General features: G+C 40.4%; 19 protein-coding genes. 1 reads left to right on the top strand and 18 read right to left on the bottom strand.

All coding sequences use genetic code 11. The features are described from left to right. Positions 1-7: 7 nt before the first annotated feature. The 18 genes from NMD08_RS27230 to NMD08_RS27145 all read right to left on the bottom strand — a co-directional run bounded on the left by NMD08_RS27230 (position 8) and on the right by NMD08_RS27145 (position 14,867). Positions 8-970 carry a DNA replication terminus site-binding protein gene (locus tag NMD08_RS27230; RefSeq protein ID WP_000119428.1) on the bottom strand — a complete coding sequence of 321 codons (963 nt, stop codon included), beginning with the start codon at positions 968-970 and terminating at the stop codon, positions 8-10. 90 nt (positions 971-1,060) lie between these two features. Next, a complete protein-coding gene (locus NMD08_RS27225; RefSeq protein ID WP_000549069.1) occupies positions 1,061-1,507 on the bottom strand; it encodes a hypothetical protein in 447 nt (148 codons plus the stop codon). A gap of 16 nt (positions 1,508-1,523) precedes the next feature. Beyond that, complete coding sequence (locus NMD08_RS27220; protein ID WP_000107167.1) at positions 1,524-2,060, bottom strand: hypothetical protein; 537 nt, start codon at positions 2,058-2,060, stop codon at positions 1,524-1,526. Positions 2,061-2,133: 73 nt separating this feature from the next. Next, positions 2,134-2,391 carry a hypothetical protein gene (locus NMD08_RS27215; RefSeq protein WP_001371933.1) on the bottom strand — a complete coding sequence of 86 codons (258 nt, stop codon included), beginning with the start codon at positions 2,389-2,391 and terminating at the stop codon, positions 2,134-2,136. A 7-nt stretch (positions 2,392-2,398) separates the two neighbouring features. Next, positions 2,399-2,989, bottom strand: coding sequence for a hypothetical protein (locus NMD08_RS27210; RefSeq protein WP_000578891.1), 591 nt, complete (start codon positions 2,987-2,989; stop codon positions 2,399-2,401). Positions 2,990-3,033: 44 nt separating this feature from the next. Then, positions 3,034-3,309 carry a hypothetical protein gene (locus NMD08_RS27205; RefSeq protein WP_001004200.1) on the bottom strand — a complete coding sequence of 92 codons (276 nt, stop codon included), beginning with the start codon at positions 3,307-3,309 and terminating at the stop codon, positions 3,034-3,036. Positions 3,310-3,572: 263 nt separating this feature from the next. Then, entirely contained in the window at positions 3,573-4,529 is a 957-nt protein-coding gene (locus NMD08_RS27200; protein WP_000149830.1) for a hypothetical protein, read from the bottom strand. Positions 4,530-4,700: 171 nt separating this feature from the next. Beyond that, complete coding sequence (locus NMD08_RS27195) at positions 4,701-5,639, bottom strand: hypothetical protein (RefSeq protein WP_000472041.1); 939 nt, start codon at positions 5,637-5,639, stop codon at positions 4,701-4,703. 66 nt (positions 5,640-5,705) lie between these two features. Beyond that, the gene (locus NMD08_RS27190) at positions 5,706-6,626 is read right to left on the bottom strand and encodes a hypothetical protein (protein WP_000991697.1); all 921 of its coding nucleotides are present in this window, start codon (positions 6,624-6,626) and stop codon (positions 5,706-5,708) included. Positions 6,627-6,694: 68 nt separating this feature from the next. Continuing rightward, on the bottom strand, positions 6,695-7,630 hold the full coding sequence (locus NMD08_RS27185; RefSeq protein WP_000691119.1) for a hypothetical protein: 936 nt from the start codon (positions 7,628-7,630) through the stop codon (positions 6,695-6,697). A gap of 69 nt (positions 7,631-7,699) precedes the next feature. Then, positions 7,700-8,578: a hypothetical protein gene (locus NMD08_RS27180; protein WP_000762003.1), complete on the bottom strand. Its 879-nt coding sequence runs from the start codon at positions 8,576-8,578 to the stop codon at positions 7,700-7,702. A 78-nt stretch (positions 8,579-8,656) separates the two neighbouring features. Then, the gene (locus tag NMD08_RS27175; RefSeq protein WP_001011130.1) at positions 8,657-9,178 is read right to left on the bottom strand and encodes a hypothetical protein; all 522 of its coding nucleotides are present in this window, start codon (positions 9,176-9,178) and stop codon (positions 8,657-8,659) included. A 269-nt stretch (positions 9,179-9,447) separates the two neighbouring features. After that, complete coding sequence (locus NMD08_RS27170; RefSeq protein ID WP_000220379.1) at positions 9,448-10,680, bottom strand: toprim domain-containing protein; 1,233 nt, start codon at positions 10,678-10,680, stop codon at positions 9,448-9,450. A gap of 113 nt (positions 10,681-10,793) precedes the next feature. Beyond that, positions 10,794-11,015 (bottom strand): hypothetical protein, encoded by a 222-nt coding sequence (locus NMD08_RS27165; RefSeq protein WP_000192120.1) that lies wholly within the window; start codon positions 11,013-11,015, stop codon positions 10,794-10,796. Positions 11,016-11,087: 72 nt separating this feature from the next. Then, positions 11,088-13,094 (bottom strand): VWA domain-containing protein, encoded by a 2,007-nt coding sequence (locus NMD08_RS27160; protein ID WP_000762700.1) that lies wholly within the window; start codon positions 13,092-13,094, stop codon positions 11,088-11,090. A gap of 76 nt (positions 13,095-13,170) precedes the next feature. Continuing rightward, positions 13,171-14,298, bottom strand: a complete 1,128-nt coding sequence (locus tag NMD08_RS27155; RefSeq protein WP_000174396.1) for a DUF3150 domain-containing protein — start codon at positions 14,296-14,298, stop codon at positions 13,171-13,173. Between the two features lie 63 nt (positions 14,299-14,361). Next, positions 14,362-14,535, bottom strand: coding sequence for a hypothetical protein (locus NMD08_RS27150; protein WP_001176645.1), 174 nt, complete (start codon positions 14,533-14,535; stop codon positions 14,362-14,364). 131 nt (positions 14,536-14,666) lie between these two features. Next, positions 14,667-14,867 carry a hypothetical protein gene (locus NMD08_RS27145; protein WP_044489213.1) on the bottom strand — a complete coding sequence of 67 codons (201 nt, stop codon included), beginning with the start codon at positions 14,865-14,867 and terminating at the stop codon, positions 14,667-14,669. A gap of 104 nt (positions 14,868-14,971) precedes the next feature. On the opposite strand from NMD08_RS27145, the gene NMD08_RS27140 reads away from it, so the two are divergent. After that, a complete protein-coding gene (locus NMD08_RS27140; RefSeq protein ID WP_013815099.1) occupies positions 14,972-15,940 on the top strand; it encodes an IS5-like element IS903B family transposase in 969 nt (322 codons plus the stop codon). The last annotated feature ends 8 nt before the right edge of the window (positions 15,941-15,948 follow it).

The following is a 15,948-nucleotide window of genomic DNA, read 5'->3' as shown; positions in this document are numbered from 1 at the left end:
TTGTTCCTTAATTTTCGGGGCTGACAATGAAAATGCCCAGCTCAGCCCCCGGCACGAGTTCTGTATATTTCAGGCTCAGCTTCCGTTGGTTGGACGGACCCTGGCTGTTTTCAGGAGCCCAGTCAGAGAGCGTTTTTAATTGAGGTATGTTGCCTGCTGCGAAAATGGGCAAGGATGCTTTTACTACTGAATAATCAGTCTCAGCATATTTATTCCCGTTTCGTTCCTGCCCTTCAGGCCTAAATGCAAAAATGTGAGCAATCGGAACAGGGAAAGAGTTAGTTCGACAAAGGCGATAAGATTCGCCCTGCTTCAGTGGGTGAAATTCAAGACGGTGTAAAGCCTTATCGATATTAGACACGACATTCAAATTGGTAGTTGCTACATTTTTTACTTCTGAGGCTCTCCTGCGCTCCAACAAACTCACAAGTTGCTCTGCTGTTTTAACTTCCTGGTTTCGGTTTAGCCGCCATGAAAAAGTAACTTTTTTAAGCTGGGACTTGATGAAAAGGATATTTCTTGTTGAGTGCATAGCGACAAGGCCCGGGAGCTTCTTGTGCACTTTATCAAAACGGACATTCTTTTTATTATCGATACGCCTCATTGCCGCAGCAAAATCATTTTTTGCTTCGTTTATAGAAGTGATCAAGCTTTCGAGAAGATCTGCTCTTTCGGGGACAATGATTAGACCCGGGTATTTAGTGGTTACTTTGGTGGAATCATGACTTAATGACTCTATGTCATCCACACAGATGTCAGTAAGTGCCTGAATAATTTCCTCAACCGAAGCATCGTCTTTAATACTAACCCTGATGGGTTTAACCTGCTTCAAGCGCTCTTCTGTTCTAGATACGGTGGAGACAGTCATCAGGTTTGCCATCATCGGGGGGGTGTTCGAAAGAAAACACTTGAGCGAGTCGATGCGTTCCAGAATCTGGTCACGAAAATAGGGCAAATCGTCATAACTCATACGTTTCTCCAGGCTCATGTTATTTCCAATCAATTTTGCTGCCCAGGCTGACCTTGCAGAACATAAATGTCATGTAAACCTCTAAAGAAGTCATTTTGAAACAGCTTTCACAGCATGCGATTTATGTTCGATAGGGCTCATGAACAAAGGATGATAATGGAGACGCCATGGATAGTGGATAGTCTTACCCACCTGGGTGATCCGATTGAGGCGAAAACGACCATTTATACAGTCAACTGACCAAAGCCCGGGAGAAACTAACCTCTTCCAGCGGTAAAAAGAGAAACCTGCAACACAGAGGTCATGCTCCAGGAAATGTTGAGTTTCGACGACGCGAACTTTTATCAAAAACCCCAGCATTGGCGAAAACCAGATCAACAACCATGTTGGCGGCAGGATGACTTTGTTCAGGAGATGATCTGTCATAAGCAAGGCAGATAACATCAGAAAACTGATAGTCAACCACAGGGCCATCCAACCGGCCCATACGCGGCTCTGACAGGGTTTCCATTCGAGAAGAAAAAGTTTTTTATGCATTCTGCCCCGCCTAATTTTAATGTATTGCCGAAGTATGCTGCATCATGATGGTGGTGCGGGGAAAGATTTCAAACTTCCACAATTCTGAAGCCGTGTTCCAACCATGAAAGATCCCGTCTCCACAGCGAGTGTTAAAAGCAAGAATTTCATCCCTGACCTGGTAAGCGAGCACTTCTGGCATATCAATAAACTCAGGTAAGGAAAGAAGAATTCCATGGATAACTTCTCCGGTTAACTTACTCATAACCTCTTCCTCAGACAGGGCAGCGTCCGGGAACAAACACAACGGAAGTGAAAAACAACATAGGTCAAGACCAATAGCAGCCCTTCCTGCGTCGTAGCCTTCTTCATTAACGACAAAACGAAAGAATTTTTCTGTCTCACCCCGTAATGATGACGGTCCTTCAGACGGAACTTCAATACCACTGAAGACTTTATCGGTCCAGTTGGTAAAAGGACTGGTGAAAACCCAACAAATTAAGGATAACGCCAGCTCTTCCTTAAACATACGTTCAGTGCCGGTAGTTCTGGAAAGTTGCTTTTGAGTACTCATGTTTTACCTGTTGCATGAAATTATTGATGTTATATAAACACAACCGGCATTTTATCTAATAGGTTTGAAAACACTAAAAATCGCAAATGCTGGTACCTTTCTGTTTTAAGAGATTTTCAAGGTAAAGTGAGGCTAGATCAATTGGCTGGTTCTCTTCAAGACAGGCTCGCACAAGATCTTCAATAGAGACCGAATCAACCCCCCTTCCCTGTAAAATTTCTTTAGCAGATGCCAGCGTTTTATGAACGCTTCGACTTAGTTGTAATCTGACTTGTGTGCGGGTATCAAAAAGACAATCTTCTGTGACACTTTGTGAAACGGTTCTACTCATTGAAAAATCACTCCATTTCTGGGATCGAATGAAAATTAACAGCTATAGATGTATCAGGTTTCCCATTTTCTACGATACTCAACCACGTACGCGCTGAGATTTGTTGTTCACAGACGAGTATGTAACCTGTTCCCTGTTGATGATGTAGCTCAAGAGCTTTTAGGATAGGCTCTGAATGAGGTCCGAGAGCATCACGCGTGTGAATAAGCGTTTGCTCTGGCAATACGTTGCTAAGCATAGACAGCAGAACATTACGCTCATCCTCATTATCCGACAAAACAAGAATTATACGAAAACCCGTTTTTATACGAAATCTGATTTCTGAAACTAACTTTCTTAATCTTAATTTATATATGACCAGGCGGAATCGAGTCATCAGTAAAGAGACCACTGTGAAGATAACGATTACTGCGCCATATTTTGACCTGTAGAACCACCAGTTAAGGCCTCCAGCAACTATCAGGATTAACATTAAAATTAAACTCCCATAGAAAAAAAGTGCTGGGTAGCGAGTTGTCTTTCCTTCAATTAGTGCTGAGGCAAATATCAAAATGGATATTCCGTAAATTACCCAGTCAAAAATACTTTCTCCAATCATTCTTTAGTGAACATCCTTAAAAGTGGAAATGTAGGTTTATGGGTTTATGCATTTTCCTGATGGCCTTGACAACCAAGGATTTCACAGAAATTGTCACAGTGTGAAGCTGTAACAAAGCGCTCTCCACGTTCGAATCGCTCAACCAAATCCTTTCTTACTTCACTTCCAGGTTTCTGGAAGATGTACTCAAACTGGAGATCCTCGGCCGTTGAAAGTAGTCGTTCTATGCTGAAATCAACATGGTAAAAGCAAAACTGATTATCAACCGGGGGAAAGTTGCTTTTGGTACTGTTCTCGTTTTTGGATTTTAGTTCATTCATGAGCTCTCCTTGGTTGAGAACAGTATACAAATCTCTTTAGGGATTTTTTTTCGTTAATAGCACTTTTTTGAGTTTAAAGAGTATGTTCATACCAGAGCATTAGAGGCTACGAAAAGGATAATGGAATTAGAAAGATAGATTTTAAGTGGTGATGTAAGGTGGGATAGGTAGAAGAGGAGTAGACGCTTGTAAGCGAGGCAAAAAAAAGGCACGGAAACCGTGCCATAAGAGTATGTGAGAAAAAATCAAAATCAGGGAAAGAATCAAGCAGCTTGTGAAACTGAATCTCCAACTGCAAGATTTAAATTTCTTAGGTTATCGAAAACTTCAGATACTAAGTCATTACGGTCGTGGATTTTAATCCGCCCACCGGTTAACTCTGAAACATAAACGGTATGGCAGAGGTCAGTAACCACTTCGCCGTATTCATCAACGACTTCCAAAGATGCAATCATCGGAATATAAGAAGCCGCAGCATAGCTCTCATAAATACTTATTATGGAGTCATTGTTGCGTCGAGAAATTACCCTACCAGAAGGTAAAGCCTCATCTTCCATATAGCAATCAGATAGGTCCTCACAGAAGTCATTTTCTTTAAGTGAAATATTAAGGGTCAATTCACTGTTGATAGAGCGTGAATAAGAATATTCACTCAGTTTATAGCAAGCCAAACTTATATCACTAAAAGTTTCATAAGCTTTATAGAGGCTCGATGTTATAGACTCAGATACAAATGTTATTAGTCCAATAAAATGAGTATCCCAGAACTGTTGCAAAGCAAAACGGGCAATCATAACCTGACCATCAACCTGCATCAGTCTGTTATATTCATCCCGGTCATAACCTTTCGACTGAGAAACATCATTAGACATGCTAAGAACTTCACTACAAACATCATCATATTCAAAACGGCTAGTTGCAAAGTGTTTTCCTGAAATCTCAAGGTACTGACCAGAGACTGCGTCAAACACCTCAAGAAAGTAACAGAGTCGAGATTTTAAAGATTCTCTGTTTAAAGCTTCTATTTCATTCTCAGAGATACTATCGACATATAAATCAACAGCATTCTTGAGTTCAATAGCTTTGATATTACAGGTAAAAGAAAGCTCGTCACTTTGACAATGGCAAACACTTAATACTATATCCGCCTCATCAAAATCTATGCCAAGATAGCTCAGAACTGCTCGGACATAGTTTTTATCATCAGATGAATGTGTCATATACACTACCTCAAATTTGAGAGGAAGTGCCCCAGAAGGGAAGCGACTTCCCCACTGGGTTAGATAAAAGTTTGGTTAAGCTAAAAGAAGATGCCAGCGACAGATTTTACATTGTCATAGACAAGTGTCTTCAGCCAACCAAAGTTACTTTTTTGGACTGAAGCAAAAGGATCATTGAGACGCGTTACGAAAATCGTCAAAAGCTTCAGTTATTAGTAATGTGCGATCAGTTACTCTGTATCGGTCATTACTTTCGAGAGATACGTAAGTTGAATGCGAAGAATCACAGACAACACGCCCTCTTTTATTGATCAATCTTACTTCCATCATCACCGGCACATTGATAATTGAAGCAACATCGGTATAGAGGGATATGAGGGCATCATTGTCACAATATAACGCCCCGTTCCCATCAAATGTATCGTTAAACTTAATATATATATCTGGCATATTTGCCGGATAATCATCAGTATTGAAATCAATGCATAACTTTAAGTCATCATTAATACGGCGATTAATCTTATGCTGCCCAACACGTACAAAGCCATGTTCAACAGCTTTGATAATCCTTAAAGTTTCATTAAGACAATCTGTAATTCTTTTCTCGACAAATGAGATAAAGTCACCAAAGTCGGAATGAAAAAACTGTTTAAGTGCAAATTTCGCAACTAACACTTTCCCATCCACCTTCATTTTATCGAGATAAAGATTTCTTATAGCATCAGTAGAAGAATTAGCTTTAGATAACTCTTCACAGTCATTAATAATCATTGAAACAATATCAATAACTTTAACTGGGCTTAAAGTATTACTATATCCGCGAATATCAAACGTAAAAAATCCGAAATTCTTAAATACTCCAAGAAAATAAATTATTTTTTGTTTCAAAAGAATAGAATCGGAGTAAGATGCGTTGTGCTTTATTAGTTCAGATATGTAGAGATCCAACATACAATTTAAATTATCGATATCTACATCGTAATCAAAGGTTACTTTGTCGAACGAAGTATCAGATAATTGAACGGTTATATCGTCAGCGGGAACATTAAGGCCTAAATTTTGATAAAGAAAGGCACTAACAAATTCCACGTGGTCAGATTCTTTAAACATTTACACTACCTCATGACTAAAAAGGAAGTGCTTCCCACCGGGAAGCAAGTTCCCGGATGGGTTAGATTAATTATAAAAGAGTTCTTCAGAAGGTACATGCATTTCTGGTTTGAACTGTTTTAAGGAGTTGTTTATAGCTTTTCGATATAACCCTGAAGAGTGTGGCTTAAACATTTGATATTCCGTAACGAGCAGAGGAGACGTAAAGCATCCTAAGTTCACTAGTGAAATATTTGATGTTTCTTCACAAACATCTAATTCAGCGTATATCCGCCTCTTCATTACCCTGCCTGCTAAATAGCGACGAACATGATTTATAAACTTGTCCGCATCTGATATAGAATTAACTATATAATCAGATGTGACTATCTGATTAGATACAGTTTCAGGTATAGCTTCGGCTATTATTTTTACGTTCATTTCATAATCAACACTATGGAAGCAAGCAAGAATTTGTGGCTTCGCGCTTTCTAAAATCTTTTCAAGAACAGAAAAAATCAGAGAGAACTCGTTTAAAATTCGCTTTTGTATAAGTCCATGTAGATGTTTTATGAAAGGAGAACCGTGTTCAACAAGGCCTAGTATAAGATCCTTAGAGGCCAAATCTGAGCGGTAATAAACGTATTCTAGATTATCCCGGTTAAATCCTTTGATAAGCAAATCAGGCTGCTCTGAGACCAGTCGTAAATGAGTTGAAGCTATAGAAACTTCAAAACGAAAGTTCGCGAGATTTACAGGGCCTGCTTTTAATGTAGCCGCTTCGGAAAAATAAATGAAAAGAGGATGCAAATCATCGTTACCACAGTAAAGATGGTCTGCGCCCTTAAGATATTTCACCAAATGAGGTAGAAAAGATATTACTGGAATATCAGCCACAAATCGAATATGCCGAAATGGTTTTGAATCCAAATATATATTTTCCACTACAGCGCCAACAAAACCCATTTTAACAAGAATAGATTCAACTAACTTTTGTATCGCATTCATTTAAATACCCTCTTAATAGAGGGATTTCTCCCAAAGGGAGAAATCCCTATGGGAGAAAATAATTTTAATTAATAATTGTAGCGAAGCGCATGTTCTTTTTCACTAAGATGGTTTTCATATTCCGACTTACCAGAACTTAAACACTCTTTGAAAAAGACCTTTGAAAAATTCTTCAAGTCACTTCGGTTGTTAATTTCTTTGTCAGACATCAACTTAGCTGAGTGTGAGGTATCCACAGGCCCCAACCACCATTCATATTTAATATAAACACAATTGGTTTTTGTATGTCCATTTAGAAATCGTTTTGCATTTCTAAGTATTTTTCTACAACCGTTAAGGTCTGAAAGTAAGATATCTGGAGCAATGAGCTCTTCCAGAATATGACCAGGTAAGCCTTTCCTAAAAAGCTCAACATCGTAACTACAATACCAGTCACGATAATTAAAAGCTTTAATAAGTCTTTCAGGTGTATCCAAAGATATCTTATTCAGGATTTTTAATGCAAAGCATACAGCATCTTTTAACAACTCGTGCACCTCAACATTGATAAATGAGAAAAACGAGCTTAATTCTTTCTCTAAGGAATTATACAACTTACCGTAAATATCCTGAGAAAAAAGATACTGCAATCTTTCTTTATTATAAGTGCAATTCGAAATTGAATAGACTTCTCCTCTTTCGATTTTGCACCCTTCCCTTAAAACTATAGGAAACCTCAAATGGTTAACAATGAAAGAATGATTCTTTCTTTGCTTCAAAGCATCTAATTGAAATTTCGTAATTTCCTCCAGATTTGCATCTTCAAAACCTGGAAAGGGAATATCACAGAAACAAGAACTATATGCTTTTGCTGATTCATACATAAACTCCAGTGAAACATCAGCATCAAAAGACATACCAGAGAACATGCCCTGCCCATTGTCTAAAAATGTAATGTTTTTAACCTGTATTTTTTTATGTTGAACAACCAAAAAGGCATTAATGATTTTTTCGATAATTTTCATGTGATCCTCTCTCAATAAAAAAGGGATCACTCCCATATGGGGTGTGATCCCCACATGGGTATAATTTAATTAAAAATCTGTAAGACCTAAATCTTTATTTCTACCACAAACTGTAGAAGATATAAGACGTTTTACTCGCTTTCGAGCACTTCGGCCTGACGTATCTTTCAAGTACATCGGTAATGACAATGATGAGATTTGATTACTTCGCTTATGATGGCAGACTATATAGCCCTGCCTCCACCCCGAACGCACAAACTCACGGATGCGGTTAATATATGCCGAAGCTTGAGATTTTGTACTTATCGATTCAGAACACTTTAAGTTCTGTTCGATAGAGTAAAGCTCAGCCGCCATTAATTTCACCTCATACAGGTCATCCCCATAACTTATAGTTTTCAACAGCTCTTCCTTTTCCCGAATGAAAAATACTTGCTGCATTCCAAGGATCAGGTCATAGGCCTCTCGAAAGAGGTCGATAAGCTTATTACGAACATAAATCATAAACTCCTCAAAGTGCTGAAGCCAGAAATAAGCCGCATTACTTATTTGTGAATTGTGAGAACAAACAAGCCCTTTAGCAAGCTCGACCTCTTCCTCCCGAAAAGTAAAGTTACTTTTCTTAAACCGACTTTGTTCAAAAATGCTTTGATGCATTTCTATCCATACAGAAACAAAACCGAGGGATTCAAATTCTTCGTTTAACAAATGTAAACTTTCGAAGATTTTCTGAATTTCGATCCCGATGTCATATGACAGTGGACATTCTTTTATAGAATAAACATAACCGGGTAGGAAGTGAGATAAATGCTCAGTTCGCAAATATAAACTGAATTTAAGTTCTGTCAGTGGTTGTTTCAAAGATAATTTAGATGATTCGCTTATATTTACTGGTTCAACACCATTTCTAATCAAAATAGCTTTTACCAGGTCCGTAGCTAACTTCATACAGCCTCCAGTCGTTATTGAGGCCTCCCTGATGCAGGTTGGCCATCAGGGAAAATATGTAAATCAATTAGCAACCAATCAGACCGTTGCCATTACATTGTCAATGTATCTGACAAGGGATGGGCGGTCGTCCTGTAAGGCAAAACGGCGAAGGTCATCAAGATTATACGCAGGAAGATAATCAGCGTAACCTCGAATACGAAGGTCCTCAACCACAACTTTTATATACTCAAATCGTCCAAGATTTCCTTTTAATGGGGGTTTTCCTGGACTAGACAGCATATCGTCTGCTTGCTCCCATGTGATTTCTTTAGCTTCACCACTATGTAGATCAAGATGGACATATATGAATGACTTATAATCTCCACGGCAACGAAGATAATATTTCGGATAGAAATATTTGTCACAACGCAACAAACACGTTCCTGAAGGACGAACTACGTACAACAGGTTTCTGTCATTTTCTAATATGCCATGTTTCAAAATCGTTATATCTATCTCATTATCATGCAGCAAATAGCATGACGATGGTTCATTGACGATGCGCGATTTTATAACAGCAGCAAATTTATTAAAAACTTCGTTAGTTTGAAAATTCATTAAAATGCTCTCCGATGTAAAACGACGAGCATCACCATAACGGTAATACTCCCGTTATGGGTTTTAATAGTTTATGGAATAACCATGTCATACAACCGACCATAGCCAGTAGTACCGCACATTTATTTAACTGAGCAAGCATCTCAGCCGTGAAAAGACCTTAAAGGCAGGTAATTATCACGAAGGAAAGCGGTTATCTTATCAATACAATTTAAAAAATAATATTGATAAGATAACCCCCCCCGCAAAATGCGGGGGAGTTATCGTTGTTACAGCTGATTAAGACATTCAGGAGCCCAGTGAATCGGGAATCCATCCTGCCCTGTTAACTGGAGAACATCGTTCCAGTCGATACCCTTTTTCCCATCAGGAATATCTTGTGCTGGTTCGAAGACTTCAATTGTCAGCTTTGATGCGGGATATCGTTTAGCCAAAAACTCAACCATGCGGCTTTGAAGTCGCTGAGCAGCTTCGATACCGGCACGAGTGCCTTGTGAGTTAGCAATATCCTTATCCGCCCAGATATAAAAGTTTATATATTTTACATCCGGCGGAGGCAGTAAAAAATCAGGAACAGTAACGTTTTCAAGGCACCATGCGGAGCTGGCTGCCCAGCATGGTGTTGAAGTCGCTTCTACAACAGAAAGCGCATTCTCGATCCCTTCAGCCACTCCCAGTGTCCAGGTCGAACTACCTGAATCATAGTGAGGGTCAAACAACTGAATTGAGCCACCTGTCATATCGGCAGGAGGCTTCATCATCAGCTTTGGATTTTCTACAGGTGCCTTATCACCGTTTTTGTCTACGTATGTTCTATGGATAGTCAGAGGCCGACCTCGGGTGTCACGATAGATTGCAATCATTCCCGGATAGATAATCGATTTCTGCTTATCTTTATCCCAATAGTAGATCCGGTTATTAAAGCCTAAATCCTTTGGTAAGTGACTCAGTAAGCGGGAGATCCCACGATTACGGAGGTACAAAGCAACAGGAGTATTAGGCTTTATTTCACCGGTATAGTGATACATCACATCAAGTTTTCGCATTCGCTTTGCCACTTCCTCTCGGTCAAGAGTTTCTGTGGCACGAACTGCTGATTTATAGCGTCGTTCATTTTCAATGTCGGCGTCAGTTAACGGAGCATGCAGATCCATCCCGAAAAAATCTGAGAGAATCTTTTTGCAAGTCTGCGTTTTACTTAATTCATAATATTTCGCCAGAACATCAATTCCGTCGCAAAACTCATTTACCGGAAAGTCATTATGGATCGCACATCCGGTATAAAGGTCTTTTTGTCGGAAACGAAACTTCGATTTCCCTGCGCCAGTAAACGGGCAAGGAACCTGGCTCGGGGCTTTTGCACAAGCGTCTTTGAAAGCAGGTATTCTTTCGAATATATACTTCCAGCCAGACACTTCAGCAATTCGAGCATGAACGAGTTTAATAAAGTGTTCAGATACTTCCTGTGGTTTACGACGAAGAGCCGGGGATGCATAAGTCATGATGATCTCTCTTATCTGGCATTGTGAGTTTCTCAATGCCTTCTGCGGTGCAGAAGACAGGGAGAAACCCACAACGCAGAATTTAAGAAAGAGGGCCCGGGGGCCCTCAACATTTATGCTTCAGTCGTGAAGCCATTATTCTCAAGACGCTGTATGTAGTTATCTACAAGTAACGCAGCCTGCTGGCTATTACCCTCCGCTATAGTGACTTCGCGGAAGATTCTTTCCTGAGGGCTATCATTGCTTATAACTTCACCAACACGTCCGAAAATACGGACTTTATGCATCGCACCGACTTTTTCATGTTCTACACGGTAAGTTTTTATCTGAGTCATATTTTGCTCCTTATTCCTTCATGGAGCAAAAAGACCCACCGGGGCCTTTTTGCCCCGATTGGGTAGAGTTTATTAAGAAAGTATTTGATGAACTAGCTTACTGACTTCAATAGACAATAAAGAAGTATCATCAACTGTTACGAAAGTGTCCGTTTCAAAACCAATTATTTCATCAGTCTTAATACCAACACCAACGATTTCTATTCCATTACATTTAGCCTTTTCCATAACTTCGACGATAGTAAATTCCGATTTATTCGGATAACCATCAGTTATAAGAAAAATTATTTTCCTATCGAATTGGCTGTCAAGTAACAGATCAACAGCTGCCATTAAAGCAGATCCCGTAGGGGTATAATAACCCTTACATCCAAGAGTGAATTTCGATAGAGATTCCTCAACGCTTTGATCAAACGTTTTGATAATCTCAAATTCACTTTCCTTGAAGGGAAAAACTATATTGGAGACATGCATTTTTGACAAACTTTCAGCGGCCATCGATAAAGCAAGATCTGACTTAATGGCATGAATATATCTTTCATCATTAGCCATTGACGCTGAAATATCACGAACTAATACGAGGCCAACATGCCCTCTATTTTTAGATTCGCTTTGAGCTCTGAAGACATCACGAACTCCCATTTGTGACAGAATTAATCGATTTCCATCGAAGGTAATTCCACGCTCATGAGTTTTGTTTCGGCCACGCATTTTAACCTGCTGTAAAACAGACAAGTCGCTACCGATTGAATGACTCAGAGACAAAGCCTCATTGTAAACATTCAAATCGATAAGGAGATCAGGGATATCCCATTCAGAAGCACCGAATTCGGCTTTCACGTCATCGGATACTTTTGATGCAATACCTTCAATCTCTTTAGCCAAAGCATCGTGATAATCTTCGCTATCCTCATCACTGCTAAGAAAGGCATCCAACAAATCTGCCAGTATCTCCCATTGAGCCGATGAAAAGTTACTTTCATCTTCAACGTTAGTCGAACTGGCTTCATCTGATTCACTCTCGGAAGGGTTAATCGCATCAGTATCGTCTTCAATAATGTTATCACCCGTGGGATTGCCACCGGTGGGTTCATTATTTCCCTCGTTATCTTCAGCAAGTTCTGAAGGCTCAGAACATCCCTCTTGAGCAAGATCAGCGTTATCGGAAGTATCTGCCTGACCTTCACTATCGTCCTCAGAATCATCCTCACGACTATCAGTCGACGTAAGCGATTTATCTTCTGATTCGGTATCGGTATCGGTCTCGGATTCATCATATGCCTCCTGCTCCTCCTGCTCTGTCTGCTGCTGTTGTTCCTTTGCCTCATCCCGCAGTCTCTCTAAAAGAGCCAGGGTCTTACGAGCAAGGGATTCACAGCCCTGAGTATTTTCACAACCAAGAGCATCATGAAAAATTTCCTCAACATCAGAAATTACTGGAGAAAGTATCTTTTGGGCATAGTCAAAAAACGGATCGAGGGTTTCTTTGTGACCTACCTGCTGAAGGACTTTTACTCGCAATGAGTTAAGCAGATACCACTCAATAAATAGGACAGGATTTTCCGGACGAGAAGATATATCAGGAGTCATCCTTCCGGCTTTAACCATCAGTGCGTAAGTGGCTGCAAGCCGCCGCTTTGCATCCGGATAATCGTTACCAACCTTCTCTTCCATCTGTACATCATCGAACAGATTTATAAGCCCGGTAAGACGTTTTGCCCTGCTATAAGCTTTACGTTTCTCAGCGAGGCTCTCAAACTCTGCATTCATTCCGTCATCGAAGCGTGTAAACCCTTCAGATGACATGAGAACACTATTAAAGGCGTCACTGTAAACCTCACTGACGGTATAGCGACCATGACCAGCTTCATGACAGGTAAAACCTTCAATCAGACTGACAAAGTCATCATCGCTATAATCGCCGTTTGGTAAAACACAAACTTTATTGACAGGATCAAAATACGGTCCTTTGGTATTGTCGTCTATTACAACTCTTACATCGCCTAAGCCGCTAATGACTTTTGCTATATTCTGTAAACGCTTAATATGGCGCGGCGATGATTTAAGATCTAATTTCATAGAATACCTCTTTATAAAAAGGGGTACTCACCCAGATGGTGAAGTACCCATCTGGGGTTTTTAATAAAGCAAACAGTTACCAGCCTTTGAGCTCGATATCAAAACCATTTTCAGCATTGTCTTCCTGTTGCGAAACTGATTTCTCAGGTTCAGCTACAGAATCAGTGTTTGAAAACGTGCTGTTTTTTATATCGTTCTCTACGACAGGTTCAACCTGAAACACATTTGTTGAATCTAAAATAGCTTCAATACCTGTGTTCTGTAGCGCGTTCGGTTCTGTTTGTGAGCTTTGATTAAATGATCTGGTAATAGATTCCAACCAGTCAGTAACCTTTTGCTCTCCTGAAATAATACGCTTTAACATTGAAGCATCACTCATGAAATAAAACCACTGCTGTAACACCGCAACGTCGCGAGGTTCAGAAATGGCACCTTTAGGTAAATTATTCATTATGTGTTTTATAGCTTCTGCAAGTACTGCCGCCTCTTTATGTATAAACATGAAGCTAATGATCTTATTTTGCATTTGCTTCAGTCGGTCAATAGTACTTGAGCGCAAATTATTATTTTTACTAATTTTTTCATAAACCCTCATTGCTTCTTCTGCCAGATCTGTTATCAATTGTTCCTGATAGTAGTCCTGGGTTTCATCACCTTCAACGCTAATAGGCGTAAAAGGAATAAAGTGAGCAATATTAAATCTAAAGGATTTTATGAAATCATCTTTAGTTAATTTCAACTGATCAATCAAAGAAGACATTCTTGGGCTTCTATTTTTTTCAGCCTCAATATGCATCTCATAATTGTCTACAACGTTTTGAATACCTGCCTGAAACTCTCGTTCAATCTCTTGGGCCCCTTCCAGAAACTCTTCCATACTGGAAACTGGTAAAATCCACATATTGCTATAGCGGATGCACAAGCGTGAGCAAAGGGTTGATATTCTGCTGGTAATCGTACTTTTGAAGCTAAGGGCTTTTATGTCAATCCAACGTACTTCGCTTTTAGATACGCTTTTTTGATCCGTAATATCATCTCCATCATAAGACAAATCGATTTTATCGGTTCGACGCGATCCTTGACAGCCACTTATTTCAATTTTTGTTATAACTGCACCTTCCAGTAAATCTGGATATGATTTTGCAAAATTCTCAGAGATTTGTTTTGCAGATACTTTGTTAAGCATTGAAGTATTTAAAGTCATGGGTTTCTCCAAAAAAAAGGGGAAACCCTCCCCAACGGGAAAGATTTCCCGATAGGGTTGATATTAAAGCTTCTCTGGTGCAATTAAAAGAATACCGGGAAACTCAGCGGCAACATCATCATTGCCCATTGCTCCCTGATACATATAACCTTTTAATTCCATTTCTTTAATTAGACCTTCCATATTTATTTTACCATCATGATAAAACAATAAAGAATAGTCGTTATTCAGTTGCATAAGTCCAGTAAAATTAGTTCCGTTTTTTGCTATAGCAATGGTAGCAGCACCATCCGTACTTAAAAACGCACTAAATTCAAGATGGGATAACTCTGAGATACAAATATCAGAGGTTTCATAACAAATCCCATCTAACTCGACTTTTTTGCTGTGAAATACTCCAGCGATTTATCCTTGTCTTCGCCAAGAGAAAGATCTATAGCTTGAAGAACAAGATCGACCACATGTAAAGGTAAAGCAGAAGCAAAAGCTATTTTGAAAGTGTCAAGAAGACTAAAGGTTTTTAACGTCATCGACGTGCCAACCCAAGCTACTAATTGACGAATATCCATCACACTGTCTTCTGTACCAGAGTCATTTACTGCAATCGCTACTCTTACGAACTTCTCAATGACCTGAAAAGGGGCTTTGTTGAATAAATCGAACTTTTGCTGAGTTGAAGGATCAGATCACGTATCTTCCCGACAACGCAGACCGTTCCGTGGCAAAGCAAAAGTTCAAAATCACCAACTGGCCCACCTACAATAAAGCCCTCATCAACCGTGGCTCCATAACTTTCTGGCTGGATGATGAAGCTATTCAGGCCTGGTATGAGTCAGCAACACCTTCTTCACGAGGCAGACCTCAGCGCTATTCTGACCTTGCCATCACGACTGTGCTGGTCATTAAACGCGTGTTCAGGCTGACCCTGCGCGCTGCGCAGGGCTTTATTGATTCCATTTTTTCTCTGATGAACGTTCCGCTACGCTGCCCGGATTACAGCTGTGTCAGCAGGCGGGCAAAGTCGGTTAATGTCAGTTTCAAAACGCCCACCCGGGGTGAAATCGCGCATCTGGTGATTGATTCCACCGGGCTGAAGGTCTTCGGTGAAGGCGAGTGGAAAGTCAAAAAGCATGGCCAGGAACGCCGCCGTATCTGGCGTAAGCTGCATCTCGCCGTTGACAGTAAAACACATGAAATCATCTGTGCAGACCTGTCGCTGAACAATGTGACGGACTCAGAAGCCTTCCCGGGTCTTATCCGGCAGACTCACAGAAAAATCAGGGCAGCATCGGCAGACGGCGCTTACGACACCCGGCTCTGTCACGATGAACTGCGGCGTAAGAAAATCAGCGCGCTTATCCCGCCCCGAAAAGGCGCGGGTTACTGGCCCGGTGAATATGCAGACCGTAACCGTGCAGTGGCTAATCAGCGAATGACCGGGAGTAATGCGCGGTGGAAATGGACAACAGATTACAACCGTCGCTCGATAGCGGAAACGGCGATGTACCGGGTAAAACAGCTGTTCGGGGGTTCACTGACGCTGCGTGACTACGATGGTCAGGTTGCGGAGGCTATGGCCCTGGTACGAGCGCTGAACAAAATGACGAAAGCAGGTATGCCTGAAAGCGTGCGTATTGCCTGAAAACACAA

It is taken from the genome of Citrobacter meridianamericanus (genome assembly GCF_041320245.1).
Classification (GTDB): Bacteria; Pseudomonadota; Gammaproteobacteria; order Enterobacterales; family Enterobacteriaceae; genus Citrobacter; species Citrobacter meridianamericanus.
Note: the sequence above shows the minus strand (reverse complement) of the source record. Positions and strands in the feature narration are given on the sequence as shown.